The organism is Burkholderia sp. Ac-20353 (genome assembly GCF_017104785.1).
Lineage (GTDB): Bacteria > Pseudomonadota > Gammaproteobacteria > Burkholderiales > Burkholderiaceae > Burkholderia.
This window is the reverse complement of record NZ_JAAGPL010000007.1, coordinates 1-26467: the sequence shown is the minus strand read 5'-3', so window position 1 is coordinate 26467 and position 26467 is coordinate 1. Positions and strand designations below refer to the sequence as shown.

24 protein-coding genes and 1 pseudogene are annotated in these 26467 nt (G+C 63.1%); 12 read left to right on the top strand and 13 right to left on the bottom strand.

Going from position 1 to position 26467, the window contains the following annotated elements; all coding sequences use genetic code 11:
* Nucleotides 1-31 precede the first annotated feature (31 nt).
* Nucleotides 32-973, top strand: coding sequence for a LysR family transcriptional regulator (locus G3N94_RS03220; RefSeq protein ID WP_205790650.1), 942 nt, complete (start codon nucleotides 32-34; stop codon nucleotides 971-973).
* A gap of 120 nt (nucleotides 974-1093) precedes the next feature.
* Here the strand turns inward: G3N94_RS03220 and G3N94_RS03215 are convergent, their stop codons facing one another.
* From G3N94_RS03215 to G3N94_RS03200, 4 genes and pseudogenes are all read right to left on the bottom strand, one after another.
* On the bottom strand, nucleotides 1094-2254 hold the full coding sequence (locus tag G3N94_RS03215; protein ID WP_205790649.1) for an IS30 family transposase: 1161 nt from the start codon (nucleotides 2252-2254) through the stop codon (nucleotides 1094-1096).
* 327 nt (nucleotides 2255-2581) lie between these two features.
* On the bottom strand, nucleotides 2582-3337 hold the full coding sequence (locus G3N94_RS03210) for a hypothetical protein (RefSeq protein WP_205790648.1): 756 nt from the start codon (nucleotides 3335-3337) through the stop codon (nucleotides 2582-2584).
* A 198-nt stretch (nucleotides 3338-3535) separates the two neighbouring features.
* Nucleotides 3536-3685, bottom strand: a pseudogene (locus tag G3N94_RS03205) (AraC family transcriptional regulator); the annotation flags it as partial.
* A 245-nt stretch (nucleotides 3686-3930) separates the two neighbouring features.
* A complete protein-coding gene (locus G3N94_RS03200) occupies nucleotides 3931-4890 on the bottom strand; it encodes a LysR family transcriptional regulator (protein WP_205790647.1) in 960 nt (319 codons plus the stop codon).
* Between the two features lie 154 nt (nucleotides 4891-5044).
* Between G3N94_RS03200 and G3N94_RS03195 the strand changes: the two genes are divergently transcribed.
* The 4 genes from G3N94_RS03195 (at nucleotide 5045) to G3N94_RS03180 (ending at nucleotide 10881) form a co-directional block, all read left to right on the top strand.
* Nucleotides 5045-6250, top strand: coding sequence for a fumarylacetoacetate hydrolase family protein (locus G3N94_RS03195; RefSeq protein ID WP_205790646.1), 1206 nt, complete (start codon nucleotides 5045-5047; stop codon nucleotides 6248-6250).
* A gap of 101 nt (nucleotides 6251-6351) precedes the next feature.
* The gene (locus tag G3N94_RS03190; RefSeq protein WP_205790645.1) at nucleotides 6352-7683 is read left to right on the top strand and encodes an MFS transporter; all 1332 of its coding nucleotides are present in this window, start codon (nucleotides 6352-6354) and stop codon (nucleotides 7681-7683) included.
* Nucleotides 7684-7720: 37 nt separating this feature from the next.
* Entirely contained in the window at nucleotides 7721-9319 is a 1599-nt protein-coding gene (locus G3N94_RS03185) for an aldehyde dehydrogenase (NADP(+)) (protein ID WP_205790644.1), read from the top strand.
* Nucleotides 9316-10881 (top strand): altronate dehydratase family protein, encoded by a 1566-nt coding sequence (locus G3N94_RS03180; RefSeq protein WP_205790643.1) that lies wholly within the window; start codon nucleotides 9316-9318, stop codon nucleotides 10879-10881. The genes G3N94_RS03185 and G3N94_RS03180 overlap by 4 nt, the downstream gene beginning before the upstream one ends.
* Here the strand turns inward: G3N94_RS03180 and G3N94_RS42140 are convergent.
* The 4 genes from G3N94_RS42140 to G3N94_RS03155 form a co-directional block, all read right to left on the bottom strand.
* Nucleotides 10874-11017 (bottom strand): phage integrase family protein, encoded by a 144-nt coding sequence (locus G3N94_RS42140; RefSeq protein WP_241021553.1) that lies wholly within the window; start codon nucleotides 11015-11017, stop codon nucleotides 10874-10876. The genes G3N94_RS03180 and G3N94_RS42140 overlap by 8 nt on opposite strands.
* A 377-nt stretch (nucleotides 11018-11394) precedes the next feature.
* Nucleotides 11395-11874 carry a DoxX family protein gene (locus G3N94_RS03170; protein WP_205790642.1) on the bottom strand — a complete coding sequence of 160 codons (480 nt, stop codon included), beginning with the start codon at nucleotides 11872-11874 and terminating at the stop codon, nucleotides 11395-11397.
* Nucleotides 11871-13607, bottom strand: coding sequence for a DUF692 family multinuclear iron-containing protein (locus G3N94_RS42135; RefSeq protein ID WP_346778640.1), 1737 nt, complete (start codon nucleotides 13605-13607; stop codon nucleotides 11871-11873). Before G3N94_RS42135 ends, G3N94_RS03170 begins: the two co-directional genes overlap by 4 nt.
* 63 nt (nucleotides 13608-13670) lie before the next feature.
* Entirely contained in the window at nucleotides 13671-14006 is a 336-nt protein-coding gene (locus G3N94_RS03155; protein ID WP_205790641.1) for a DUF2282 domain-containing protein, read from the bottom strand.
* Nucleotides 14007-14353: 347 nt separating this feature from the next.
* On the opposite strand from G3N94_RS03155, the gene G3N94_RS03150 reads away from it, so the two are divergent.
* Nucleotides 14354-14626: a DUF4242 domain-containing protein gene (locus tag G3N94_RS03150; protein WP_241021541.1), complete on the top strand. Its 273-nt coding sequence runs from the start codon at nucleotides 14354-14356 to the stop codon at nucleotides 14624-14626.
* 16 nt (nucleotides 14627-14642) lie between these two features.
* Here G3N94_RS03150 and G3N94_RS03145 read toward each other — a convergent pair whose 3' ends face one another.
* A complete protein-coding gene (locus tag G3N94_RS03145) occupies nucleotides 14643-15719 on the bottom strand; it encodes a helix-turn-helix domain-containing protein (RefSeq protein WP_205790639.1) in 1077 nt (358 codons plus the stop codon).
* A 1491-nt stretch (nucleotides 15720-17210) separates the two neighbouring features.
* On the opposite strand from G3N94_RS03145, the gene G3N94_RS03140 reads away from it, so the two are divergent.
* The 3 genes from G3N94_RS03140 to G3N94_RS03130 all read left to right on the top strand — a co-directional run bounded on the left by G3N94_RS03140 (nucleotide 17211) and on the right by G3N94_RS03130 (nucleotide 21166).
* Nucleotides 17211-18719, top strand: coding sequence for a DUF4331 domain-containing protein (locus G3N94_RS03140; RefSeq protein WP_346778636.1), 1509 nt, complete (start codon nucleotides 17211-17213; stop codon nucleotides 18717-18719).
* A 186-nt stretch (nucleotides 18720-18905) separates the two neighbouring features.
* Nucleotides 18906-20036 (top strand): hypothetical protein, encoded by a 1131-nt coding sequence (locus G3N94_RS03135; RefSeq protein ID WP_205790638.1) that lies wholly within the window; start codon nucleotides 18906-18908, stop codon nucleotides 20034-20036.
* A 32-nt stretch (nucleotides 20037-20068) separates the two neighbouring features.
* Entirely contained in the window at nucleotides 20069-21166 is a 1098-nt protein-coding gene (locus G3N94_RS03130; protein ID WP_241021540.1) for a HupE/UreJ family protein, read from the top strand.
* A 32-nt stretch (nucleotides 21167-21198) separates the two neighbouring features.
* On the opposite strand, the gene G3N94_RS03125 is transcribed toward G3N94_RS03130, so the two are convergent.
* Both G3N94_RS03125 and G3N94_RS03120 read right to left on the bottom strand, forming a co-directional pair.
* Entirely contained in the window at nucleotides 21199-21825 is a 627-nt protein-coding gene (locus G3N94_RS03125; RefSeq protein ID WP_205790636.1) for a HupE/UreJ family protein, read from the bottom strand.
* A gap of 3 nt (nucleotides 21826-21828) precedes the next feature.
* The gene (locus G3N94_RS03120; protein WP_241021539.1) at nucleotides 21829-22446 is read right to left on the bottom strand and encodes a HupE/UreJ family protein; all 618 of its coding nucleotides are present in this window, start codon (nucleotides 22444-22446) and stop codon (nucleotides 21829-21831) included.
* 299 nt (nucleotides 22447-22745) lie between these two features.
* Here G3N94_RS03120 and G3N94_RS03115 point away from each other — a divergent pair, with 299 nt between their 5' ends.
* Complete coding sequence (locus G3N94_RS03115) at nucleotides 22746-22997, top strand: hypothetical protein (protein WP_205790635.1); 252 nt, start codon at nucleotides 22746-22748, stop codon at nucleotides 22995-22997.
* Nucleotides 22998-23274: 277 nt separating this feature from the next.
* Here the strand turns inward: G3N94_RS03115 and G3N94_RS03110 are convergent, their stop codons facing one another.
* Nucleotides 23275-23979, bottom strand: a complete 705-nt coding sequence (locus tag G3N94_RS03110; RefSeq protein ID WP_205790634.1) for a hypothetical protein — start codon at nucleotides 23977-23979, stop codon at nucleotides 23275-23277.
* Between the two features lie 254 nt (nucleotides 23980-24233).
* On the opposite strand from G3N94_RS03110, the gene G3N94_RS03105 reads away from it, so the two are divergent.
* Complete coding sequence (locus G3N94_RS03105) at nucleotides 24234-24671, top strand: hypothetical protein (RefSeq protein ID WP_205790633.1); 438 nt, start codon at nucleotides 24234-24236, stop codon at nucleotides 24669-24671.
* A gap of 262 nt (nucleotides 24672-24933) precedes the next feature.
* On the opposite strand, the gene G3N94_RS03100 is transcribed toward G3N94_RS03105, so the two are convergent.
* Nucleotides 24934-25356 (bottom strand): hypothetical protein, encoded by a 423-nt coding sequence (locus G3N94_RS03100; protein WP_205790632.1) that lies wholly within the window; start codon nucleotides 25354-25356, stop codon nucleotides 24934-24936.
* A 537-nt stretch (nucleotides 25357-25893) separates the two neighbouring features.
* On the opposite strand from G3N94_RS03100, the gene G3N94_RS03095 reads away from it, so the two are divergent.
* Nucleotides 25894-26467, top strand: a 574-nt coding sequence (locus G3N94_RS03095; protein WP_205790631.1) for an RNA-guided endonuclease TnpB family protein, incomplete at its 3' end; no start/stop codon positions are given.

Sequence of the window (26467 nt, the reverse complement as noted above, 5' to 3'; positions counted from 1 at the left end):
CGCATGATCAAGAAATAGAATAGGCGTGGACATGGACGACGACCGACTCCGACGACGACTGAAGCTGCGCGATCTCGACACGCTGATGACGGTCATCAACGCGGGGGGCATGCGAAAGGCAGCCCAACAGCTTCACATGTCTCAGCCGGCCGTATCCAAGGCGATAGCGGATCTGGAAAGCGTTCTCGGTGTCCGGCTCGTCGACCGCAGCAACCACGGCGTCGTGCCAACCGTGTTTGGGCAGGCGCTGCTCAAGCGCGGCGCGGCGATCTTCGACGAATTGCGGCGTGGCGCCGTCGAGATGGAATTTCTCGCGGACCCCGACGCGGGCGAGCTCAGCATCGGATGCGTGGAAACGATTACGGCAGGGCTGACTGCGGCCATCATCGAAGAAATGTCGCGTCGACATCCGCGTCTGGTTTTCTCGGTTGCATCGGGCGATGCGCCCGTGCTGCAGACTCACTTTCTGCGCGAGCGAATCTGCGAACTGGTGATCGCGAGGCCATTCACCGCTGCGCCAGACCCGGACATGAGCGGCGAGCCGCTGTTTCACGAGCAATTGCGGATCGTGGTGTCGAATAACAGCGAATGGGCTGTGAAGCGGCGCCGGCTCACTCTCGCCGATCTCGTCGACGCCCCGTGGATCCTGTCGCCGAATGAGGTCGGGCCGCACTCGCCGATCTTTGAAGCGTTTCGTGCCATCGGGGCGAAACCGCCGAGCGCCCGCACGTTGACCGGATCGCTGAATCTGCGGCGCACGCTGCTTCGCACTGGGCGTTTCGTCACCGTGATGCCGCACTCGCTGCTGCACTTCGGTCCAGATCAGGAATGGATCAAGGTGCTAGCGATCGAGCTGCCGACTTGGGCCGTGCCGACGATGCTGATCACGCTGAGGAACCGCACACTCAGTCCGGTCGCCGAACGGTTCGCCGAGCACGCGCGCAGGCTGGCCAGAACGCTCGCCGAAAACTGACCGCGGCCATGGGGGCTGGTGACCCGCTGAATCGGCGATCCGTACGATGTCATTGGCCCGATCGACGCGCGAAAGGCGCACGCATATCTGCGTGCTGTCAGGCAAGTCTTATCTGCGGACTCAACCGGTCCATGCAACGGCTTGATGGGATCGTTCAGCCGGTGTATCGAAGTCTAGCGTCTTTCGCGGACGCTCATTGAGCCGCCTGGCTACGGCGTCGAGCTTGGCCTGCGAATGGGCCGAGAGATCGATCCCCTTGGGGAAGTACTGTCTCAGGAGCCCAATGGTGTTTTCGTTCGAGCCACGTTGCCAATGGCTCTGCGGATCGCAAAAATAGACCTTTATGTCGGTGGCCACGGTGAAGCGTGTGTGATCGGCCATCTCTTTGCCCCGATCCCAGGTCAGTGATTTGTAGCGTTCCTGAGGAAGCCTGCCGGCGTGCCGAATCAACGCATTGATGACCGCTTCCGTATCCTTGCTGCCGACCTTCACCAGCATCACGAAGCGGCTCTGACGCTCGACGAGCGTCGCAATCTGACTGTTCGCGCCGCCGAACAGCAAATCGCCTTCCCAGTGGCCCGGTATCGCGCGATCCTCAACGGTCGCGGGGCGTTCACTAATCGGGATGGTGTCGCAAATTCTGCCGTGGTCATCCGTCTTCATTGTGTGATGACGCGAACGGCGCATGGCTCGCGAACGCCGTAAATGCTCGAGCAATTCCTTTTTGAGCGCACCGCGAGCTTGTATGTAGAGACTGCGGTATATGGTCTCGTGCGACACCTGATAGTCCCTGTTGACCGCGTACACGTGTTTAAGCCAACCGGCGATCTGCTCGGGCGACCACTGCAGCTGGAGCTTGCTTGCCACGACCTGCGCGAGTTCCCGGTTTCTGACGAGCTTGCAGACTTGGGGGCGACAGGTTCGTTCCCAAGCAAGTTCGTCAGCATTGTGCGCCCGATAGCCCTGCATACCTCCGTTCCGCTTAAGCTCGCGGCTAATGGTGGACGGAGCGCGTCCGAGCCGGTTCGCTATCGCGCGAATCGAACCACCGGCAACCACTGAGCGCGAGATTTCTTCCCGCTCGGCAAGGGTCAGGGCCAACCTTGAACGGTGCCGTTGCCTCGGTTGTATGCCGCCCGTTTCGGCCAGAATTCTCTGGACCGACGAGTGGTTTCGATCAAATAGCTGGGCGATCTGCTGCTGCGAATCGCCCTTGCGCCAGTGCTCCCACATTAACGCTTTCTGGCTGTCTGTATAGTAGATCCGCCGTCTCTGCTTCATTGCAACACCCCTCGCTGCCGTGCAGCTTCAAGTGTGTTGCATCGACCGGTTGAATCCGCCAGCCACCACTGCCAACCCATAAAGGCTGGGCCATCCAGCTGCGTCCGGCTCAACGCGATGTCGCCGACCATCGCGAGCATGATAGAGAGCAAGCAATTATCGAGCAAAGCAAATTAAATCAGAGCAGTCAATGCTGACTAGTAGTCGATTATTTCACTCGCGGTGCCGTATCAAACGGCTGTGAGCAGACCCAACCACATCGTCGGTCCGGACGCAGCCAGAAGCGGTTCGTCAAAGCGAACATGCGAACGTCGGGGTATACCAGATTTACATCATCCCTCCGCCGCCTCCCGTTCCGGTGCCGCCGGGACCGCCGCCGCCTGTCGGGGGGACCGGGAGCACGGGCAGGGGATGCTGGGTGCCCGCCGTCGCCATGAGCGCGGTGGCGACAGGGTCCGGCTCGCCGTTCGAGTCGATCGCGCCGGCGTGCGCGAGCGCCGTGAGATCCGTGTCGACGCCGGGCTGCCCGACGGCGAACGGCGTCGTCAGGAAGCTCGGCACGGCGAGCGTGAGCGCGAATCGCTGATCGAGCGCCTGGCCGACGGCCGCTTGCGCGTTCAGCACGTCGTTCGGGTTCCCGAGCGCCAGCTGAAACTGTGCGTTGGCAGTGAAGCTCGCGATGAGGCTGCCTTGTGTCGTGCCGAGCTGCGCCGCCATGTACGCCAGCAGCAGATCCGTTTCCGGTGTGACGTTGAAGGTGCCGCCGGCGAACGCGATCGAATGCAGCACGGTGGAGCCCGAGGTGGCGGTGATAAGGCAGGGCAAACGCGCGCCGAGCGTCGCGTGGTAGTTGCCGCCCGCGTCCGTGGTCGCGCTCGACGATCCCAGCACGCAAGTGATGCTGATCGTCGCATTTGCGAGCGCCCTGCCGGTGGCGGCCGTGCCCGACATCGAGACGGACGGCGCCGCCGCCACGCCCGAGCCGCCGCCCCCGCCGCCTCCGCACGCGACGAACAGCGCGAGAGACGCCGTCATCAAGAGCGCGCTGCCAGCGCGGGGGAGAGAGCGGGGTCGAGCATCCATGGGAGTCTGCCGGCGGGCGATCGAGGCGATCGAATACAACGAGTAAACGTATTGCCGACAGCGTTTATTCTAGGCACCCGCAGATTCCGTCGATGTTGCTTTGACGAGCGCAATCCCTTCGTCGATCCAACCCGTTACTCCTCCGATCATCACTTTCACGGGCCGCCCGAGTTGCCCGGCGTGTGGCGATGACGAGTCCTACAGCGTACCGGCGGCGGTTTGGCCGCGTGCCGGCGCCGTCTCCCGTTGAGCCTGCCACCGCGCCGGGCTCAAGCCCATGTGTTTCTTGAACACGCGCTGAAACCCCGCCTCCGACTGGTACCCCACGGCCTCGCCGATCGCCGCGATCGGCTTCGATCTGGCGGACGAACAGATGCGACGCGGCGAAGATCATCACGAGGCTGCGTGTTCTGTTCGTTCGGATCGGTTCGGTGCCCGCCGCAACAGCAACACACCACCTGCCACCGAGGCTGCCCACCCACCTGTCAAAGCAAATTCGGCACCGATGATCCACGGTGAAGGTTCCGACGCTGTTCGGACGCGCCAGCCGCGGTCAACAGATTCGACCGACGCCCGGCGATCTTCCACGGCGATCAACCCTCCTGTTCCGCATTGCGGCTAACGGCCCGGCGAAGCGCGTCAATAAACGCAGCCATCGGCTCCGACGGCCGCTCGCCCTTGCGCGTAACGACGCCATATCGGCTCATCGACCGACGGATCGGCACCGGCAACTGGCCGAGCAGCCCTTCGGCGACGTATTTCTCGACCGCGGCGCGCGGTTGCAGCGACAACGTGTTGCTCGACTGCAGCAGTTGCAGCGTCGAGAAAATCGATGACGTCTCGATCATCCCGGCCACCGAGCGGATGCCCGCAGCGGCAATGGTTTCCTCGAACAGCTGGCGGATCGCGGTAGCCGGCGGGTAGAGCACCCATGGCCATGCGGCGAGATCCGCGAGCTCTGGCCGCGCGTGCGCGAGCAGCGGATGGTGCCGGCCGCAGACCACCCACACCGGCTCGGCAGCCAGTGCCTCGAAATCGAAGATCGCCTGGTGTCGCGGCTCGGTTAGCCGGCCGACCATGATGTCGATCTTCTTCTCCTCGAGCCAGACGGCCAGCTGGTCGCTGCTCTGCTCGACCAGCTTGACCACGAGGCGCGGCCGCTCGCGCAGGATGTCGCGGATGCCGGCGGCCACGACCTGCGCCGCCGACGCGGAAATCGCGCCGATCGTCAGGTGGCCGTGTCCGCCCGCGCGCAGCGTGTCGAACTCAGCGGCGAACCGGCCGAGGTCGGCGACAGCGGCGCTCGCGTAGCGGATCGCGAACAGGCCCAGCTCGGTCGGGCGCATCTCGCGCGGCAGGCGGGTGAACAGCGGCGTTTCCAGCATGTCCTCGATGTCGCCGAGGATCTTGGTGGCGGCCGGCTGCGTGATGTGCATCTGCTCGGCGGCGACGCGCAGGTTGCGGGTGCGCCCGAGCACGTCGAGCAACTGCAGGTGGCGGAAACGCAGGCGGGTGAGGATGGCCGAGGGCGGCGGGGCGGTCGTGGGACGCATCAGGTAAACCCGGTCATATCGATAACTGATCGGAATCGATTCTACTGAATAAGCGATTGGATTGTTATGGCAATCGTCCCTAAAGTGGCTGACATCCGCTTTGCATCGCCGCGATGCCGGTCGGCGTGCCCTGACAACAATCCTGGAGACGACGATGACCCTGCAGCTTGCCCTGACCGCCCGCAACACGCTCCCCGAGGACGGCGCGGCCGGCATGCTCGTCGGGCGCGCATGGCTGCCGGCCACCGCGTCCACGCCCGCCGGGCCGGCGCTCGTGGCCGTGCGGGAAGACGGCGTGTTCGACCTGTCCGATGTCGCGCCGACGATGAGCGACCTGCTCGAGCGCGACGACCCGGTCGCCGTCGCGCGCGGCACGCCGGGGCGGTGGATCGGCACGCTCGACAGCCTGCTGGCGAACGCGCCGGCCGACACCGGAGACGCCGGCGCCGCGCACTTGCTCGCGCCATGCGACCTGCAGGTGATCAAGGCGGCGGGCGTCACGTTCGCCGGCAGCCTGATCGAGCGCGTGATCGAGGAGCGGACCAAGGGCGATCCGCACGGCGCCGCGCAGTTGCGCGAGCAGATCCAGTCGCTGGTCGGAGACCGTCTCGCGACGCTGCGCCCCGGCTCCGCGCAAGCGCAGGAACTGAAGCAACTACTGATCGCGCGCGGCATGTGGTCCCAGTACCTGGAAGTCGGCATCGGCCCGGACGCGGAGATTTTCACGAAGGCGCCGGTGCTGTCGTCGCTGGGGTCGGGCACGGCAATCGGCGTGCATCCGGGCTCCGTCTGGAACAACCCGGAGCCGGAGATCGTGCTCGCGATCGACAGCCGCGGCCGCGTGCGCGGCGCGACGTTGGGCAACGACGTGAACCTGCGCGACTTCGAAGGGCGAAGCGCACTGCTCCTGGGCAAGGCCAAGGACAACAACGGCTCGTGCGCGATCGGCCCGTTCGTGCGGCTGTTCGACGAAAGCTTCTCGATCGACGACGTGCGGCGCGCGACGGTGGCGCTGCGTGTCGAAGGGGAGGACGGCTTCGTGCTGCACGGCACGAGCTCGATGGACGAGATCACCCGCGATCCGCTTGATCTCGTCGCGCAGGCGATCGGCGCGACGCACCAGTACCCGGACGGCGCGATGCTGTTCCTCGGCACGCTGTTCGCGCCGGTCGAGGATCGCGACACGGCGGGTGGCGGCTTCACCCACAAGGCCGGCGATATCGTGACGATCTCGAGCCGCCTGCTCGGCACGCTGGTCAACCGCGTCGGCACGAGCGAGCGCATCGCGCCTTGGACATTCGGCATGCGCGCACTGATGGCCAACCTGGCCGCGCGCGGCCTGCTCAGCGCGTCGCGCTGAGCGACACCCCCGTTGCGACCCGGCACGCCGACGAGAAGGCCGGGCGCGTTCGACACCAGATGTGGGCCGCCAATGTGGCGGCCCGCCACCGGAGACACCTTATGCAGACCCAAGCCGTTCATCCTGATCCGCTCGCCAGCGCCGTGCACAAGGCCCGCCTGCGGCTGGTTCCGTTTCTCGCGCTGATGTTTGCGCTGTCGATGCTCGACCGCTCGAACGTCGGCTTCGTGAAGCAGGCGCTGATGGTCGATTCGAACATCGGCAACGCCGCCTATGCGCTCGGCGCGGGCATCTTCTTCATCGGCTATGCGGTGTTCGAGATCCCAAGCAACCTGATTCTGCACCGGGTCGGCGCGCGGGTCTGGCTGAGCCGCATCATGGTGACCTGGGGTCTCGCGTCGGCCGCGATGATGTTCGCGCACGACGAGACGTCGTTCTATGTGCTGCGTTTTATCCTGGGCGTCGCCGAGGCGGGCTTCTCGCCCGGCGTGATCCTCTATTCGACCTACTGGTTCCCGGCAAGCCAGCGCGGCAAGGCGCTCGGCGTGTACTACTTCGGCCTGCCGGTCGCGCTTGTGCTGGGCAGCCCGCTGTCCGGCCTGCTGCTCGACATGATGGGCGGCCAGCTCGGCCTGCGCAACTGGCAGTGGATGTTCATCATCGAAGGCCTCGCGGCGGCGCTGGTAGGCGTGATCGCGTTCTTCTACCTCGTGAGCAAGCCGCGCGACGCGAAATGGCTCGATGCCGCCGAAAAGGCCGCGCTCGAAGCCGCGATCGCCGCCGAGGACCAGCACAAGGTCACCCACGGCCCGCGCTCGGCGCTGGGCGCGCTCGGCAATTTGCAGGTACTGCGCTTCGTCGCGATCTACTTCGCGATCCAGGTCAGCGTGTACGGCGTGATCTTCTATCTGCCGACGCGGATCTCGGAGCTGACCGGCACCGCGATCGGCGCGAAAGTTGGCCTGCTGACCGCGATCCCGTGGCTGTGCGCGCTGCTGGCGCTGCGTCCGGTCACCGGCATGGCCGACGCGCGCGGCCGGCATCGCCAGTTCGCCATCGCCATGCTGGCGATGGCGGCCGCTGGCATCGCGCTGTCGACGCTCGGCCATGCGCTCGCGCCGGTCCTGCTCGCGTTCTGCTGCGCGACGATCGGCTTCGTTGTCGTCCAGCCGCTGTTCTGGACGCTGCCGACCGCGTACCTGAGCGGCACCGCGGCCGCCAGCGGCATCGCGCTGATCGGCGCGCTCGGCAACCTCGGCGGCTTCATCGCGCCGACCCTCAAGACGGCGGTCGAGACGGCCTTCCACAGCCGGCAGGCGGGCATGCTCGCGCTGGCGATAGCGGGCGGGGTCGGCGTGCTGCTGCTGATGAGCATCGGCGCGCAGGCCCGCCGCGCGCGCACGGCGACGCTCGGGTCGTCCGAGGCGGTGTGACGCCCATTCTGTTCTTCCTGCACTTCGGACCCTACTCATGAGCCTTTCCGGACTTCACCATATCGATGGCCGCCGCCGCGGCGCAGGCGAGCCGCTGTACAGCGTCGACGCGATCACCGGCGAGCGACACGCAGTCAGCTATCGCGACGCGACGCCCGACGAAGTGTCGGACGCCGCGCACGCGGCGGCACGCGCGTTCCCGGTGCTGCGCGCCAAGCCACCCGCCGCACGCGCCGCGCTGCTCGACGCGATCGCCGACGGGATCGATGCGCTTGGGGACGCGTTCATCGCCGAAGCCCGCCGTGAGACGGCGCTGTCGGCGGCGCGGCTCGAAAGCGAGCGCACGCGCACCAGCAACCAGCTGCGGTTGTTCGCGGCCACCGTGCGTCGCGGCGATTTTCTCGGCGTGCGGATCGACCAAGCGCAACCGGCGCGCCTGCCGCTCGCGCGTGCCGACCTGCGCCAGTACCGCGTCGGAGTCGGCCCGGTCGCGGTGTTCGGCGCGAGCAATTTCCCGATCGCGTTCTCGGTCGCGGGCGGCGACACCGCGTCGGCGCTGGCGGCCGGCTGCCCGGTCGTCGTGAAGGCGCATCCCGGCCACATGGCGACGTCGGAATACGTCGCCGATTCGGTCGCGCGTGCGGTCGAGCGCGCCGGGCTGCCCGCGGGCGTGTTCAATCTGGTCTACGGCACGGCGGAGGCCGGCGCCGCGCTCGTGCAGGCGGCGCCGATCAAGGCGGTCGGCTTCACCGGCTCGCTCGCGGCGGGGCGCGCGCTGTTCGACCTCGCGCAGGCCCGGCCCGAGCCGATTCCGGTATTCGCCGAGATGTCCAGCGTGAACCCGGTGTTCGTGCTGCCGTCCGCGCTCGCCACGCGCAGCGAGGCGAGCGCGCGCGATCTGGCGGCATCCGTGACGCTCGGCTGCGGCCAGCTGTGCACGAACCCGGGCCTCGTGCTCGGCGTGCGGTCGCCGGCGTTCAGCGCGTTCGTCGCACAGTTGCGCGACGCGCTCGGCGACGCCGCGCCGCAGGAGATGCTCGGCGACGGGATCCGGCAGCACTTCGCGCGCGGTGTCTCGATGCTGCGTGCGACACCCGGCGTCGACACGCTCGTCGCTGTGCAGGACGGCCAGCGCGTCGGCGGGCATCTGTTTCTGGCGGACCGACACGCGCTGCTCGACGGTCTTTCGTTGCAGGACGAGGTGTTCGGTCCGTCGACAGTCGTCGTCGAGCTGGACGACGCGCGCGACTTCCTGGCGTTTGCCGACGCGATGCGCGGTCAGCTTACCGCGACGCTTCTCGGGGACGCCGACGAACTGATGCGCCACGGCGAGCTGGTCGCGCGGCTCGAGACTCGCGTGGGTCGGCTGCTGTTCAACGGGTTTCCGACCGGCGTCGAGGTCAGCGACGCGATCGTCCACGGCGGGCCATACCCGGCGACGACGGATGCGCGTGGCACATCTGTGGGGAGCGCCGCGATCGAGCGCTTCCTGCGCCCGGTCTGCTACCAGAACTATCCGGACGCAGCGCTGCCACCCGCGCTGCAGGACGCGAACCCGTGGCGGCTGCCGCGCCTGATCGACGGCGTGGCGACGCCGGCGGCACCGAGCGCCGCCTCGACGGAGGTCGCTGTATGAATGCCGTTACGTCAATCGAAGCAGCGCTCGAGCGCGACGCGGGCGAGCCGGCGATCCGCCTGCATCCCGACGACGACGTCGTGATCGCGCGCCGGCAACTGGTTGCCGGTATGCCGCTCGCCCCGGGAGTCGGCGTGCGCGGGCTCGTGCCGGCCGGACACAAGGTCGCCGTGCGTGACCTGCGCACCGGCGCGCCGGTCCGTCGCTACGGCCAGGTCATCGGCTTCGCGACCCGCGACATTGCGGCCGGCGAGCACGTCCACACGCAGAACCTCGCGATCGGCGAATTCACGCGCGACCACGCGTTCGGCGCGGATGCGAAGTTGGCGGCAGCGACGCGACCCCGGGCGCAATTCATGGGCATCGTGCGCGCGGACGGCCGGGTCGCGACGCGCAACTATATCGGCATCCTGACGTCGGTCAATTGCTCGGCCACCGCCGCGCGCGGGATCGCGGACTACTTCCGCCGCGACGTGAACCCGCAGGCGCTCGCCGATTATCCAAACGTGGACGGCGTCGTCGCGCTGACGCACGGCCAGGGGTGTGCGCTGGACGCGCAGGGCGAAGGGCTGGCGTTGCTGCGGCGCACGCTCGCCGGCTATGCGCGGCATCCGAATTTCGCGGCGGTACTCGTGGTCGGCCTCGGTTGCGAAACCAACCAGATCGACGGGCTGCTCGACGCGCACGGCCTGCACGAGGGCGCAACGCTCAGGACGATGACGATCCAGGCGACGGGCGGCACGGCCCGCACGGTCGCCGCCGGTATCGAACAGATGAAGGCGATGCTCGCACACGCGAACCAGGTGCGGCGCGAACCGGTCGATACGAGTCACCTCGTCGTCGGGCTGCAATGCGGCGGCTCTGACGGTTATTCCGGCATCAGCGCGAACCCGGCGCTCGGCGCGGCTGTTGACCGGCTTGTTGCGCACGGCGGGACCGCGATCCTGTCCGAAACGCCGGAGATCTACGGCGCGGAGCACCTGCTGACGCGCCGCGCGGTGTCCCCGGCCGTCGGCGCGAAGTTGCTCGAACGGGTCCGCTGGTGGGAGGCCTACTGCACGCAGATGAACGCGAGCATGGACAACAATCCGTCCGCGGGCAACAAGGCGGGCGGGCTGACGACGATCCTCGAGAAATCGCTGGGCGCGGTTGCGAAGGGCGGCACCGCGAACCTGGTAGACGTGTATCGCTATGCGGAGCCGGTCGACGCATGCGGGCTGGTGTTCATGGATACGCCGGGCTACGATCCGGTGTCGGCCACCGGCCAGGTGGCGGGCGGGGCGAACATGATCTGCTTCACGACCGGGCGCGGCTCGGCGTACGGTTGCGCGCCGTCGCCATCGCTGAAGCTCGGCACGAATACCGCGTTGTGGCGGCGCCAGCAGGACGACATCGACCTGAACTGCGGGACGATCATCGACGGCGTGCAGTCGGTCGACGAAGTCGGCGAAGCGATCTTCCGGCTGATGCTCGCGACCGCGTCGGGGCAGGCGTCGAAGAGCGAACTGCACGGATACGGGCACAACGAGTTCGTGCCATGGCAGCTTGGGGCCGTCATGTAAGGTCTCGTGCTTGCGATAGACGGGGAATTCGCACAGTCAGGTCAGCCAGCGTCCTGATACCGTGCGCACGCAACGCAGCGACCGCCCGGGACGACAGCCACGCATCGATCGGGGCGCTGATCTGAGGGTGCGGCATCAGTAGCGATGGCAGGACGTCTATGACCCGCGCCGCTGCCTTGCAGTGACGAGTCCTTTCGCCTGCTCCGCACTGAAACAGTTTCACCAGATCGTCGCGACGACGACTGACGGCAAACTCGACGAGTTGCGGATACGACCGATCACGCCGCGGGCCGATTTCCCTTCGCAGAGCTGATCGGGACAATAGCGCTCGACGGCTTCGCGCGTGCCGACGCCCGCGTATCAGGGGTGCAAGGCGGCTAGGGAAGCGGCGTCGGGAAAGCGCGGTGGGCGTGAGGAGGCCGTTCACGCGGTACGCCCGACCAATGGGCGAATAAGTTCACGCAGCAACGAGACTACTTCGCCATTGCAACACAGGCAGGCGTGATGCACGCATCATCCGGTTGAAGACGTACGCAGCTGGACGAGATAGTCCAGGGAGAGCCACCCCGGGCCCAGGGCCATGATTGAGAACGCCAGGGCGGCCCAATAGAGATGGAAGTTGGCCCAACCTTCCGGAAACACGAGCTGGATGACGCCTGTCATGAGCAAAAGGCCAAGCGCCGAGAGGCGGGTCGCCAGGCCGACGATCAGTAGAACCGGAAGGATGATTTCGGCGCATCCGACCATATAGGCGAGCAAGTCAGGCCAAGGGAGCCTATACGCCCCGCCGAAAACATGAAGCCGGAACTGCTCTTCGAATAGAAACGTCGTGGCCGGTGACAGCGCCAGCAAGCCGTCCCACCTGGTCAGTCCAGAACGCAGGAAGGGCAGCGCCAATGCTATGCGAGCCACAGGTGGCGCCGCAACGGCTCCGGTAGACCAGACCCAATCCAAAGCGGCGGCAATGACGGCTTTCAGCTGCGCCCACGTCATTGGATGCTCCGGCCAGATGCGAGATCAGGCATGATGAGTGCGCCCACTTCCACGAGTCCCGCGAGATTGGCGGCCAAATCGAATCGGTCGTCGACTGCCAGCGCACGTTCCGTCGACTCGAGTGCACAGAGACCGCCGCGCAGCGCTTCGATGAAGGCTCCACCGCCGGGGGGCAGCGCTCGGAGTTCTACATCGGCGCCGGGCCGGATGACCAGCACGTCCTGGCCGCCGGCGTTCAGGTCGACCCAGGTCGGCACGCCGCCTGTGATGTTTGTCTGCCAAAGCGTGAGCACGGGAAACTCCGAGGAAACGATGCGCAGCGACGGGTGCAGCGTGACGCGTAGATTCATCAGATCCTCAGCATTGAACGTGGCGAGCGTCTCTGCGGAAAGTGCCTGCGCCTCGGCCGCGTGATAGGCCTCAAGCCATGCCCGTTCGAGCCGGGCCACGTCGCGCAGGTAAGGAAGGCTTCGGAGTGCAGGTCCGAATGCCTCCATGAAGATGGCGAACCCGCCACCATAGTCAAGCATGATGGGAGAGGTTGGTGGATGAGCGGTCACATAGGTGCGCGCCATGGCGGCGAAGAACTCATCACCAACGATGCGTGCCACTGCGGGGAAGGCGTCCTTGAGCGTGCTCGTCAAGCCTGCGACGACATTGTTGCGATAGACGTTGAAGCGCTTCACGCTTGACTTGCCATCCGGGCCGACGAGCCCTTGCGGAATTGCACGCGCCGGATCGAGCAGCGCGTTCGCGAATGCCGCCTGACGTTGGGAGAGATTCCCTACGCGGACAAGGAGGCAGCCTTCAGGATCGTCGAACCTGGAGGGTTGGCACGGTTCACGGTCGAGACGCTGCTGGTCCAGTCGCTCGGTGTTTGTTTCCAGCATGATCCTCTCCGCCTGCGTCGCTTCTGCCATGAGCGCGGGCCAATCCGGGACCTTGGCGTCCCACTCGATCAAGGTTGGAGCGGGGCCGATGCGGCGGATCGTATGGCGGTAGAGGCTCCAGACGTTCCGGTCCACTTGACGGTCATGCGTGTCTATGAGCAATACGCGACCGTATTCGTCGGTCTCCCGCAGGTGTCCCGCAAGGTGAATCTGCCGAACATGATCAAGTGGATAGCCATCCAGGTAGGCGATCGGGTCCCACCCCTGGTTGGCCGACGCGACGATGACGTTGTTGACGTCGAGCAGCAGCGCGCAGCCGCTGCGCTTGACGATTTCGGCGATGAAGTCGGTTTCCGGCAGGATGCTTTCGGCGAAGGCGAGATAGGTCGACGGGTTCTCGAGCAACATCTGGCGGCCCAAAACTTCTTGCACCTCATCGATGTGGTTCACCACCCGGGCGAGTGTCTCCATCGTGTAGGGCACTGGCAGGAGATCGTTCAGGAAGCCCGCGTCGTGCGTCGACCACGCGAGGTGCTCCGAAACCAATGCCGGCTGGTATCTGTCCACCAGGCCCTTCAACCGCCGAAGATGATCGCGGGCCAAAGGCCTGTCAGCGCCTATCGACAACCCGACGCCGTGGATCGACAGCGGGTAGCGCTCACGGATCGCCGACAGGTAGCGATGCGGCGGACCGCCAGCGCCCATGTAGTTCTCAGCGTGCACCTCGAAGAAGCCTATCTCGGGCGAGGTCTCGAGAATTGTTCGGTAGTGTTCCGGCTTCAAGCCGACGCCTGCCCGTGGGAATTCCGCATTGCAGGAACAGAAAGTCGACGCATCGTGCACGTTCAAGCTCCAATCAATCACGGGACGGCCGCACAAGGAAGCCGTCCCGCTCAACGTGTCAGCTCAAGAAGCCTTGGGCGAAAGGCTGCCCGGGCCGTTGGGCGTGGAGATGGTCGTGCAACTGCCCTTGGGGACGAGCTTGAACGCGTTGCCTTGCCAGTCGGTCGTGCTGGTACCCGCACAGGTCGTGCCGGGGCCGGCATAGCAGTCGTTTTGGCCCTTGACGGCCGTGCCGAAACAGGGCTCGAGCTTGCCGGATTTGACGAGAACGGTGTGCTCGGCCTGGATCTTCTTCTGTTGCGCGGTGAAGGACTGCGCGTTGGCTGCGGTAGCGGTAATCGCGCCGAGGGCAGCGACAAACGCACCGACGGCCAAGGGGGATGGTTTGCGGATGGACATGATTTTTCTCTCCAACAATGGTGTGAGGGACAGCCCTTTGACGGGAGCCCCTCCCGAGGACGAATTCGCGGGGTTCGCGAGACGGGATACCGCGACGTTCCGATTCGGGAGCGAGGTGTCGGAACGAGCAGCACCGCAATGCTCCGCGATTGAGCCAGGACCGGCCAGATGGCGAGTTCGACAGACTTCAGCGGCGATCGTGACAAACACGCGGGAAGCAATGGTGCCACCCCATTGGTAGGTGACCGACGCAGGTTCGCCACCTGCATTTGTCCGCATCGACGCCTACCCCGCCCGCCGCGTCTTCACCATGATTGGAGCACCTCAACCACTTTATGAAGACGACCATGAAGCGCTACCTCATCGAACGAGACATTCCCGGCGTTGGCAGCCTGGATGCCGAGCAACTTCAATCGACGGCGAAGGCCGGCAACGTGGCCATCGCCGAACTGGCAGGCAAGGTGCAATGGGAGCAGTCGTTCGTCGTCGCGGACAAGACCTTCTGCGTCTTTCGCGCAGACAGCGAAGACTCGCTGAAAGCGCATGCGCAACTGAGTGGATTCCCGATCACCAGGATCACGGAAGTCAGCGCCATCATCGATCCGATGAGCGCGCCCTGATGGATTCCTGGCTTCCTTAGCCGCCCATCAGCACACCACGCTCGAAGTTCAATCTTCCGAAACGCTCCCGGTACTCGGTGGGCGTCAATCCAGTGTGGCGCTTGAAGAGACGCCTGAAGAAGGCCAGGTCGGAATAGCCGACCTTGGACGAGACGGTGACGACGGGGATGCTGCCGTTCTCGAGCAGCTCCTTGGCTGCCGCCATCCTCAGAGACTGCACGTAGGCACCCGGCGCGTGGCCCGTCGCGGCCTTGAAGCGCCTGATGAAGCTTCTCGGGCCCATGCCGATGCGCTCGGCCATGAAGTCGATGGAGATGTCGCGCGCTATGTGGGATTGGAGGTATTCCTCCGTCTCGCGGATCTTGGCGTCCGAGTGCGGAAGAGACAGCGGCAGGACGGCGTACCCGGCCTGGCTACTCCTGGGCATGCTCAGCAGCAGGGATTTCGCGCATTTCAGCGCAATCTCGTGCCCGCAGAGCTTCTCGACGAGGAACAGGCTCAGGTCAATCGAGGCGTACACACCGCCGCTGCAGTAGAGATGGCCGTCTTCGGTGATGAACTGGTCAGGACGCCACAGGACTGCCGGGTACTTGTCCTTGAGAATGTCGGCCACGGCCCAATGCGTGGTGGCCTGTCGCCCGTCGAGCAGGCCGCTCTCCGCGAGAATGGCCACGCCGGTGCAGATGCCCGCGATGTAGGCACCTTTCTGATGCCACTTGCGCAACCAGGGCAATAGTGGCGTCGTCCTGGCGATTCGATCCTGAACATCGAGGCCCGACGCGGGCAGGATGATGATGTCGGTGTCGACAATCTCATCGATTGCGCAGGTCGGAGCGATGCCCACATCACAGAGCGTCACGACGCTGTTGCCATCGACGGAAGCCACGCGCACCTCGAATCGTGGCCTGGCGTTCTCGCCGTGGAGCAGGTTCCACAGTCTCCCCGCCGAATGAAAGATCTCGATGGGAGCAATTGATGTGGATGCGAAGCTGGCCTCGGTCAGAACGACCGTGACGTTGATCACCGGCCCGAGCCGCTTGGTCAGAGGGGCTTCTCGGCCCGGCTTGAGTTTCAGTGAGTTCGCCATGGACATGAGATGTTAGGTCGAAGAATGGGCCGGCGGACTCTTCACCATGCGGACCGTCTACGATGGACTTGTAGGGCTGCAGGAGCACCGGTGGCGTTGCAACACGTCGACAAATAGCAGGCGTATCTAAAGGCCTGTACATACTGTATCGGCGATGATGTTCGAGACTCCGGGGCAGAGGCAGGAGGCAATGCCGTCAATCTTGGTGGGCAATAGTGACATCCGAAGTCGCGGGCCAGCTGTGCGCGTGCGCAGTATCATCCTACGGGATTCTGGGAGGTCGGCATCCGGCTCACGACGCGACGTTCGGTTCGAGCGTTGTTTGAGTGCCTGGTGCGATGCTGCGATGTCGAAGCGGGGGCGCGTTCGTGGAATTCAACGCAATCGTTTTGAGCAGGCGCTTGCGCCGCCGATAGCTTACGCGCGACGCCGGGAAGCCGCCCGTCGCCGGCGGCAGCAACTGGCCACTCTCGGGCGGTGCCTATGCGTGGCGAGCTCGCAGTCCGAGCTATAGCGATCGATTTCGCGTTCAAATCAGCAGCTTAGGCTGAGATGTGGCGGATTTTTCGCTTTTCCCGGCCAAGCCCCGTGTTCAGGTTGGACGCTCTTTGTTTCAAGCTAAGTTCGCCGATGGTGGCAGGGCAGTGTTATGGGGCATCTGGGGCCAACAGCATCGGTCGGCTCTCGGCCATCTCCGGTCATAGCCAAGGACAACAAATTCCCTCAACGAATGGCCGGTCATGCTGCCGAAGGAGACCCTCAGCGCCTGCGGAACGTGGACAGCAGGTCGCCTTGATAGAACGGTCGGGGTTGAGCTCTCGGGCAGTCGAGCTGCTATCCGGTGGCCGATCCAGCGGTGTGCGCACTCCGGTGGCGGTTTGCGATCCACCTGGATTATTCTCTTGGTCGCGCCTGGACACGCACGCCCGTTGCCACCAAGCTACCCCAGCGAAAACCCGTTTGGCCAGCTTCTATTCCTATAATAAGAACGTTTATTAATGAGGCGGTAACCTTAGCGACGTAAATCGGCATTTCGTAAGAAATTTAGCTATTTTTTATTGCGAAAATAGCTCAAGTGCGCCTTGCAATCCGTCAGACGCGCGTCTATGTTAAAAAAATAATGAAGAAGTATGCTCACCTGCAGTGGTGAGCTTTTTGTGTCCGGGGTAGTCGGTAGTTAATCATGAGAAGGAAAGCGGCGACTATGGACACTTGCTTCCAGCATGCACTCTAGACACCCCTCAGTAGCGCCATGCGCCTCCATCCCCAAGCGCATCCGCTTGCCTGTACGGCCAATCCTGAGCGCCGGGTGACGTCACGCCTGCGCCTTTGCTTTGGTGAGTCAATGGGCGTTACCCGGCACGTCGTGCGAAGCCAGTCTTCCAACGCCAACAACATTGCGTGAAATCCACATCGCCGCAACGAATTTTTCCTATGGAGGACGGTGTCCTGGTGTGGGGAATAGCGGGTGCGGCGTCGTATCGTTGAGGAGCTGCCATGCTTATTTCGAGATTTAAGGATCGGCCGGTCCGCTTCGCATCAATGCAGGTGCTCACCGCAGCACTACTTTTTTGCGCCGCCGTGAGCGGTGCCTATGCGTCTAGCCATCGCGAGGCGCCGCTAATTGCGGAGATGCCGAAGGTAGATGGCACCGACTTCTACATGTTCAACAGCTACGAACCGAACCGACACGGCTATGTGACGTTGATCGCCAACTACTCGCCTTTGGAGGATGCCTACGGCGGCCCTAATTATTTTGCCCTCGACCCTGATGCGCTTTACGAAATTCACATCGACAATGTCGGCGATGCCAGAGCGCACCTGACGTTTCAATTTCGTTTCAAGAATACAGTGCGCAATGTCGCACTGAACGTCGGTGGCAAGCAGGTGGCGATTCCCCTCGTTCAGGCGGGCCCGGTGTCAGCGGGCGATTCATCGAATCTAAACGTCAACGAAACGTACACGCTTAACGTATTGCGTGGCACCGGTCACGATCGTTCTGTCGAAGTAGTCACGGGCCCGGGCGGCATTACGACGTTCACCAAACCAACGGACTTTATAGGGACCAAGACGTTTGGCAGCGTAAGTGGTTATGCCCTCTACGCACGGCAATATGTGTACACGATCAACATTCCGGGGTGTCGAGCTCCGGGTCGCGTCTTTGTGGGCCAGAGAAAGGAATCGTTTGCGGTGGCGCTCGGCAAGACGTTTGACTTGCTCAATCTAAATCCTCTGGGCCCCCGAAACGGTAACCAGAACGATTTGGCCGACAAGAACATCACCTCTCTCGCGCTCGAGGTACCGGCCCAATGTCTGATAGGTGAGAGCGGTTCCCCGGTCATCGGCGGCTGGACGACGTCAAGCATTCGCCGGGATAGGCTGCTTGCGTTGAATCCGGGTAGCGCTAACAGCACGCCAGAAATATCAGAGGGAGGCTGGGCGCAAGTTTCCCGGCTCGGCATGCCACTGGTCAACGAACTCGTGATCGGCTTGAAGGACAAGGACAAATTCAACAATTCAAAGCCCGCGAACGATGGGCAGTTTGCCGAATATGTGACGAATCCCACGCTACCGGCGCTGATCGAGAGTCTTTTTCCCGCGGCCAAAGCACCAACGAATTTCCCGCGCCTCGATCTGGTTTTCACGTTCCTTACTGGATTTCAGGGACTCAATCAGCTAAGAACGGTCACACCGTCCGAAATGTTGCGTTTAAATACGTCTATTCCACCCACACCCAGAGGCAGCCAGAAGAATCTGGGCGTCCTGGCTGGCGACAACGCTGGCTTTCCAAACGGACGGCGGCCAGGGGACGACGTCGTCACGGCATCACTCAGGGTGGCGATAGGCCTGCTGTGCACATTCAATAAGCCTGGAATTTTCGGCTGCTCGCCGTCCGACGCGCCAGCCGGCGCGGCGCCGCTGACAGACGGCGCAGCAATCGACGACAGCGTATTCGACAATTCTTTTCCTTATCTGACCACGCCGATCCCAGGTGCGATCGACTGATGACGACTAGCAAGCGTAACCGGTATGACTTGGATCAAGGTGCTACGGGCCTATCGTTCGAACCGAACCGCGGTCGCTAGAAGGGAGACCAGCGTGCGACGCGTTCTGTGTGGAGCATGTCTCGTCGCTGGGTTGGCGGGCACCTTGACGGACGCCGCTCCCGTGCGGCCGCAACAGGACTCACAGGTGCTGGAAACGCTCCCGCCCCGTGCGCACGATGCACTAAATTCGGCGATCGCGAGCCTGCACGCAGCGCTGGCTACGGGCGGCCACAACTTCAACCTTGCGGCCGAGCTTGCGAAGCGCCACCTAGAGCGCTTTCGGCGCGATCAAGACCCGCGAGACCTGGGTCAGGCCGAGGCTGCAATCGAACCGTGGCTGCGACAGCCAAACCCGCCGCCGCGCGCATTGGTGTTGCGTGCCAGCGTTAGACAAAGCAATCATCTTTTCGCGAGCGCGCTCGACGATCTGGAACACGCAATTCGCGAACAGCCCGGCAATCAGGATGCCTGGCTGATTCGTGCGAATATCCTGCAAGTGCAAGGCCGCTACTTGGAGGCCAAGCAGAGTTGCGGTCGGCTCATATTGACGAGTACCGTCATCGCAGGGATCTGCCTCGCCAATGTAGCGGCGGTCAGTGGCACGCCCGAACAGGCTTATTTCCTTCTGCAACGTCTTGCGGCCCAGGTGCCTCCGACAGATTCGATCTATCCCTGGCTGCTGGTGAATCAAGCCGAAACGGCGCTCTGGCTGGGCAGGCTGGAAGATGCCGAACGATTCTTTCGCAACGCGCTTGCCGCCAATCCGCGCGACGCGTACCTCAGAGCAGCCTGGGCTGACTTTTTGCTTGAACAGAATCGGCCAAAGGAGGTCGTTGCCTTGTTAGCAGGCGACATCCGCAACGACAACCTGCTCCTTCGCCTGGCGCTCGCAGAGAAACAGATAGGGCTGAATGCAGATTTGGAGCGTCATGTCGAAGACTTGCGGAGCCGGTTCGCGGCGTCCGCCGAGCGGGGGGATCGCGTGCACTTGCGCGAGGAAGCCATTTTTAATCTGAAACTCCTTAACGACCCGGGAAAAGCGCTTAGCCTGGCTGAGGCCGATTGGCAGGTGCAAAAGGAAGTGGCGGATTGCCGGATTTTGATGGAGGCGGCAATTGCTGCCCGGCAGCCCGCCCGTGCCGCTCCCGCGATGAGATGGCTGAAGACTGCACGATTGCGCGCGCCGGCCTTGACGAGACTTGAAGCGCGGTTAGCATGCCTTGTCTTTGGGTCTGGCCTCGCGATGCAGGCGACACGCAGCGGCTCGTCCACATGAAACGGTCAGCGTCCGCGTGGCTTGCGCTCCTCATGCTGTGCTGGGCCGCCGCGGTGCATGCGCACAAGCCAAGTGACAGTTACTTGACGCTAACAGTCAGCGATAAAACGATTGCGGGCCGATGGGATATCGCACTTCGCGACCTGGATAACCCGCTCATTCTCGATGCCGACGGGGACGGCACGCTGACGTGGGGCGAGGTCCGGATCCGCGAGGCAGACATTAAGACGTATGCTTTCACGCGGATCAAGCTTACGGGTGACGGGAGAGCGTGCGTGATTCATCCGGGCGACATGCTGATCGACCGTCACAGCGACGGCGCGTACGCGGTTCTGGAATTCAATGCCGATTGCCCGGCTCGACCGACCCGGATAGGGATCGACTATCGTCTATTCGCCGACGTGGACACGCTGCACAAAGGCCTCGTGCACGTTGTGAGCAACGGCGCCACGACCACGGCTATTCTTGGTCTTAGTCATCCGACTGAGATCCTGGACGCACGTGGGAAGGGGTTAGGGCGCATCTTCATCGACTTCGTCGCGGAGGGCATCTGGCACATCTGGCGCGGCGTCGACCATGCCCTCTTCCTCTTGTCACTGCTGTTGCCGGCAGCTTGCGTCTTGCACGGAAAAAAATGGTACCCTGCCGACTCTCCGGGTGCCGTGGCGATCGAGGTATTGAAGCTCGTCACCGCGTTCACGGCGGCGCATGCAATCACGCTGTCACTTGCCACGCTACACGACATGGCGTTGCCGTCGCGGTGGGTGGAAGTCGCTATCGCTGTGACGATTCTGCTTTCCGCTCTCAACAATATTGTTCCGCTGGTGCGAATGCGCCGCTGGCTGGTCACGTTTGCTTTTGGCTTGATCCACGGATTCGGTTTCGCAAGCGTGCTCACCAGCATGGCTCTCCCGACATCCCATCTGGCGGTCGCGCTTGCCGGGTTCAATATTGGTGTGGAATTGGGGCAGATCACAATGGTTTTGTTGCTGTTACCCATTCTGTACATCTATCGCTCAAGTCGTTGGTTTCGCGTGGTTACGCTATACGGCGGATCGACCGCCATCACGGCTTTCGCAACAATGTGGATTTATGAACGAACGACCGGACTGGCGGTGCTTGCACTCTAGAGAGACCACCGACGGCCATTGAGATGGCGGCTTCAGGACAGCAGCAAAGACCGTGGACTGAGACTCAGCACGAGAAGACCAATTGCTGCGGCCCAGCTGCCCGCGACGCGCACAGCAATGGCAATCCAGGAGGGACGTAGCCGCAGCAGGAACGATGTCGCTGCAACCGTGTAGGCGATCTGGATGAAACTCGCGAACACCAAGCCCGCTATGAAAACGACAGGGCGGATTTGGCCAATGATGACTAACCCGTTTGCGTACCCGTGGGTCAGGCCAACAACGACGGCCAGGATGAAAATCAGCCATGAAGGAAGCATGAATGCAGCCGCCAGGAGGGAACCCAGCAGCACGGCCGAGAGAATGTTGGATAGAAATATACCGTGCAGATCCGTCATCGAAAGGGCGATGCACGCGCCGGCCGCAAAGGCGGCCGGAAACGCCCAAAGCACGAATTCGCATCGCTTCAGACCGTTCTGTCCCGCGAGAGCGCCGAGTGCCAGCATGGGCAACACATGCTCCGGCGACGTCAGCGGATGCAGCATCCCGGCGTAAAAGTCTCCCGCGCCCTGATATACGGCGTGCGCTTTGGCTGACACAACAAACGTCAGCAAAAGCAGACCGCACGCTGCTGGCCGGACCACCCGGTGCAATGCACGCATGCGTCACGCTCCTCGAATCGCGTTCGTGAGGAAATACACGCCGCAGCCGAAAATGAGGGCTCCGCCAACTCTTAGTACGAAGCTGCCGGCTTTCCAGCGATTGACCGTGCCGATCAGGATGCCAAGGGCGTGAAGTGTGCCAGTGGCGGCGACGAAACCGATCGCATAGGTCATCGGATTCGCGAATCCGGGCAGTTCCGCGCCGTGTGCGTGTCCATGGCAGATGGCAAACAGAGTAACCAGCAGACCCGCGAACCAGAGCGGCGGAGTCAAGGCAAGCGCGACCGCCGCGCCGAGCGACAGTGCTGATAATGCAATGCCGACCTCTATCCCGGGAATCGACACTCCCAGGCCACCGAGAACAGCGCCGAAGGCCATGACGATCGGGAATGTGACCGGGAGCAGCCAGATCGCGGGCCTCCCCAACTGGGCCCCCCACAATCCGACTGCAATCATTGCGACGACATGATCGAGGCCGGAAATCGGATGTTTGAATCCGGCGAGCAAGCCACCGGATATGTCACCTTGCCCAGTATGCGCGAATGCGATGACGGGACCAAGAGACGCGCAGGCAAATATCAGTCCCCCATGGAGCGCACGTCGCATGTCGAAAGTCAGCATGATCCTCTCGCGGGCCCACATGTGAAAAGCACCGGACTCCGCACAGATCGGGGGGGACTTTCCGGCCTCATGTACGCGTCCGTTTGGGCGATTCCCGTCGCCTGTCTCGCGTTCTTCACTATAGGTCGCTTGCAGTGAGTCGCCAACGTCTCCCCGATATATCTAGGTGAGCGGCGAGTGGAGGTGCCGGCTTGGCGAGGGCGACTCGGCCACCCTCGCGCGGCCCTGCACGCATCGAGGTCGAGGTCGTGTGCACTGGCCGAGATCGCGATCCCCGACGTCACGCAGGACATCACCAGATGCGCGCACTGTGGCAGGCTACGGTCGCCGTGCAGCTCGATGACGTCGTGCACGTGAAGACCCAGGCGCAGCGGGCAATCGCCGCAGCCGACTCCGCACGCACCGATGCCGAGTTACGCGTTGAGTTGCTGCGTCACTTGCGCACACGCGCGAATCACTCGAATTTCAACGTAGACCATGGCGGACACGCCAACGAGGCAGCTTCGGCCGAGAAGCCGCTGCGACCTCGGTGTAAACGGATGTCCGTTTGACTTTGGAAGCGGCCCTTGCACGCGTTAGATCACGTATGACCGGAGAGGGTCGTGCGCCGCCGATCATTGATAAGCGCCAGACTGCCGACAGCGGTCATTCCGCCGAGCTTTTAGAGATGGCCCGGTACTTTGCGGCGTGGCGACGCCGCGTCATCGGTTTGATTGCAAAGGCTGAAATCGTTGACGTTAGCCCAACGGCGCTCGCTGCATGCGCCTATCGCGCTGAACAGAAGTCTGTCCAGCGTGCCACGGCAACACCAAGGTGTGACCCGAACAATTAGTCAACCCGGTACCAGCGACCAGATTCTGGGCACACAGCGGCTGGTGCGCCGTTCAACCAGACTTGCTCCTCATCCAGGTGCAGCGAGGTCGAAGGGGCGATGTCGAAGACTACCTTAAGTGCTTGCCCAACATAGGCGTCTTCGATGGGAAACTCCCAGGTCAGGAATATCTGGATGCAATCCTGGTCCGGCGCGAAGTCGACCACATTAAAGCTACTACTGCGGCGCTGAATGACGCCATGAGGCTGGCCAGTATCGAATATCACAGCTGTTCCCCGGGTCAGGGGAATGCGATGGCCCGTAGAGGGAAAATGCAAGTCCAGCCCCCTGTCTTCGCTCAGGAAGAGATTGCAGAAGGCCGCACCGCCATATTGCGCACCGTCATGGTGGTACTTCGCGCCACGACAGGCCATAAGGGCTACGTCACTGGAGGCAAGCACGGTGGGCAGTCCTAGCGCGCACGTCCAGTCGGACATTGCCTGCACGCAGCGCTTGTAGTCCGGCCAGCGCGCTTGCGTTCGCGCCAAAGGCATTGCCTCGACCTCCCCGGGTTCTAGGACGAGCCGCGACGATGTCTCTCTTTCCCAATCTGCAAGCAGGCGTGCAGAGGGCACAGGCACGTCGACCGTGCCTGATAGAACGATGTCACTTACGCGTCGACTGCGGATGGCGTCGCCGCTCCGGAAATAGGAAGTCAGCATGTCTCGCATTCGATGCTGTCGAAGGGGGCTCATCTGGGCCATTGTAACGATTCAGCCGGATCACCTCGGCGAAAATCGGCCAGAAGTGGTCAGAGGGGAAAGTTCCGCTTAGCTGCCGTTCGCGTCTCTTCCCTGTCCTGTTCGTCTAATTTACTTCTGCTCCTGGCGTCTGCATGATTGCCAGGCCGCACGTAGGGCGCACTGGCCAAAAGGGGGTAGCGGACATGAGCAGACAGATTATCGGACATCACAGGGTGAAGATCGTGAAGGATGTTCTGGCCCATCTTGTTGCTGCAGCTGTCGCCCCACTGATTATTCCGTTCACGAGCGGATGGCTGTTCTTCCTGCTGCATGAGTGGTTTTATCCTTCGGTGTGGGGCCTGCCGCCGCTTCAATCACTCATCGGCGTGTCGATCAACAGCACGGCCGTTGGTTATTTCTTCACTTGGTTTTACGGGCTGCCGCTGGCAGTCATTCTTCAGCGGGTGAACCGGTACCAAATCAGCTATCTATTGGTTGCGAGTTCACTGCCAGCGCTGAGTCTTCCCTTGTGGCAGACGCAATGGACAATTTCCATTCTCCCCGTATGGATTGCCGGAGCTTCGACCGCGTATGTCTTCTGGCTTTTGACGCGCCGTAAAGCCCGACGAGATCCTCCATCTGACCCCCTCGCTTCACGGGCTCACGGCTGAGCCGGTCGGTGAAGGTCCGCTCTTGCAAGTAGCAACGGCTGCTAGGGGGCGACTTGTGCCCGACGCGATCTCCGCCGGCAGCAGATCGCCTCGGCGGTGCCGTATCGGACCGTCGGGCGGGAGCAGCCGGTCCGCAGATAGCCCGGAACAGCATTCGGCCGCGCTGCAGTCGCACCATATTCGTTAGTGCTAGGATCCAAAGACGACCACGCCGGAGGCGAACATGGCCCACGCTGAGAACATGCACAACGGCTTTAAATATTCAGTTCAAACGCTCCCGAAACATGGCGTCGGAGGTGCGGATTTGCAGATATTCGGATTCCACGGCTTCGTGCTTATCCCGAACGACACTGATACTCAGCCCGCCACGCAAATTCCAGTTCAATGTCTTGAGGAAGAAGGCTATCGTCGCGAAGACTGGGCGTTGGATGCTGCCATTGACGAAGCAAAAGCCGTCATCGACGGCAAGCGTCCACTGAAAGCCCCGCCGGCGCTTCGATAAGGGCGGCTGAACGATTCCATCAAGCTGTTGCATCGACCGGTTGAATCCGCCGTCGGCATCTGCCGTCCGCGTCCGCGGTCTCCACCGATGCAGCGCGAACTTCGTCGTCGGTCCGGGTTCGGCCATCAAGAGACAGTCGTCGAGCTCCTCTTTGTGACATTCGAACGGCAATTTCGCAAGCATGTAGCGGCCGTTCGAACGGGACGGGCGGGGGCGATGGCTGCTCGGGGTCTCCGTCCCGATGTTGCTGCATCCGCAATCGCACGGCTGCTGCGTCTCGACCGACGCGGGGCTGGCACCTCCGCCATCGATACATAGGTGCTGAAGCGCTACGGCGACTCGGCGGCGCATCGTCGTCAAAAAGTAAATGAGTTCGTCAACAACGGTTCGGGCTCGAAGTCGATCGACGCCTGTCAATGCAGCTCCGCAGGTGCGTAGCGAGCCCCAAATTGCTCGGCCAGCTGCGTGAGCCGCCGATCGCGCGTCCAAAGCCAGGCGTTCGGGGTCAACAACACCGACGCCAGCAGGGTGCAGTCCACCGTGCCACATCCGCACCCGTAAAGCCTTTCCCGTTCGATTCAGTCCGCAACCTCACCAGGCGTCGCGAGCTGCGTTTGACCAAGAAGCGCGACAAGCTCCGGACTTCAGGCCGGAGAAGGAAAGCGCGGACGCCGAAGGCGTCCTTGACAGCGCGTAAATGGTGGGTGATACGCTCCGCCTATGCAACGTTTCCAGGCTTTCAAATTTGAACTGATGCCGACTGGCGAACAGGCGCGCGACATGCGCCGCTTCGCCGGAGCGTGTCGCTTCGTGTTCAACAAGGCGCTGGCGTTGCAGAAGGCGCGCTACGAGCGGGGCGAGAAGAAGCTAGGTTATGCCGGGCTGTGCCAGCAGCTCACCGGGTGGCGCAACGGCACGGAAACGCCGTGGCTCAAAGCGGCGCCGACGCATCCGCTGCAACAATCGCTGAAGGATCTGGAACGGGCCTATAGCAATTTCTTCGCGAAGCGGGCCGACTTCCCGCGCTTCAAGAAGAAGGGCCGGCGCGAGAGCTTTCGCTACCCTGATCCGAAGCAGATCAAGCTGGACCAGGCTAACCGCCGTATTTTCCTGCCCAAGCTCGGCTGGCTGCGCTATCGCAAGAGCCGGGACGTGCTCGGTACGCTAAAGAACGTCACCGTGAGTCAGGCCAGCGACAAATGGTTCGTATCAATCCAGACCGCCCGCGAAGTCGAGCCACCCGTGCCACTGGCGACCAGCGCCATCGGCATCGACGTGGGCATTGCCCGCTTCG

Bases quoted from the DNA above. Each gene is read 5' to 3' on its own strand.
- G3N94_RS03220 (WP_205790650.1), top strand. From the start codon at position 32: ATGGACGACGACCGACTCCGACGACGACTGAAGCTGCGCGATCTCGAC.
- G3N94_RS03215 (WP_205790649.1), bottom strand. From the start codon at position 2,254: ATGAAGCAGAGACGGCGGATCTACTATACAGACAGCCAGAAAGCGTTA.
- G3N94_RS03210 (WP_205790648.1), bottom strand. From the start codon at position 3,337: ATGGATGCTCGACCCCGCTCTCTCCCCCGCGCTGGCAGCGCGCTCTTG.
- G3N94_RS03200 (WP_205790647.1), bottom strand. From the start codon at position 4,890: ATGCGTCCCACGACCGCCCCGCCGCCCTCGGCCATCCTCACCCGCCTG.
- G3N94_RS03195 (WP_205790646.1), top strand. From the start codon at position 5,045: ATGACCCTGCAGCTTGCCCTGACCGCCCGCAACACGCTCCCCGAGGAC.
- G3N94_RS03190 (WP_205790645.1), top strand. From the start codon at position 6,352: ATGCAGACCCAAGCCGTTCATCCTGATCCGCTCGCCAGCGCCGTGCAC.
- G3N94_RS03185 (WP_205790644.1), top strand. From the start codon at position 7,721: ATGAGCCTTTCCGGACTTCACCATATCGATGGCCGCCGCCGCGGCGCA.
- G3N94_RS03180 (WP_205790643.1), top strand. From the start codon at position 9,316: ATGAATGCCGTTACGTCAATCGAAGCAGCGCTCGAGCGCGACGCGGGC.
- G3N94_RS42140 (WP_241021553.1), bottom strand. From the start codon at position 11,017: ATGCCGCACCCTCAGATCAGCGCCCCGATCGATGCGTGGCTGTCGTCC.
- G3N94_RS03170 (WP_205790642.1), bottom strand. From the start codon at position 11,874: ATGACGTGGGCGCAGCTGAAAGCCGTCATTGCCGCCGCTTTGGATTGG.
- G3N94_RS03155 (WP_205790641.1), bottom strand. From the start codon at position 14,006: ATGTCCATCCGCAAACCATCCCCCTTGGCCGTCGGTGCGTTTGTCGCT.
- G3N94_RS03150 (WP_241021541.1), top strand. From the start codon at position 14,354: ATGAAGCGCTACCTCATCGAACGAGACATTCCCGGCGTTGGCAGCCTG.
- G3N94_RS03145 (WP_205790639.1), bottom strand. From the start codon at position 15,719: ATGTCCATGGCGAACTCACTGAAACTCAAGCCGGGCCGAGAAGCCCCT.
- G3N94_RS03140 (WP_346778636.1), top strand. From the start codon at position 17,211: ATGCTTATTTCGAGATTTAAGGATCGGCCGGTCCGCTTCGCATCAATG.
- G3N94_RS03130 (WP_241021540.1), top strand. From the start codon at position 20,069: ATGCTGTGCTGGGCCGCCGCGGTGCATGCGCACAAGCCAAGTGACAGT.
- G3N94_RS03125 (WP_205790636.1), bottom strand. From the start codon at position 21,825: ATGCGTGCATTGCACCGGGTGGTCCGGCCAGCAGCGTGCGGTCTGCTT.
- G3N94_RS03120 (WP_241021539.1), bottom strand. From the start codon at position 22,446: ATGCTGACTTTCGACATGCGACGTGCGCTCCATGGGGGACTGATATTT.
- G3N94_RS03115 (WP_205790635.1), top strand. From the start codon at position 22,746: ATGCGCGCACTGTGGCAGGCTACGGTCGCCGTGCAGCTCGATGACGTC.
- G3N94_RS03110 (WP_205790634.1), bottom strand. From the start codon at position 23,979: ATGCTGACTTCCTATTTCCGGAGCGGCGACGCCATCCGCAGTCGACGC.
- G3N94_RS03100 (WP_205790632.1), bottom strand. From the start codon at position 25,356: ATGCTTGCGAAATTGCCGTTCGAATGTCACAAAGAGGAGCTCGACGAC.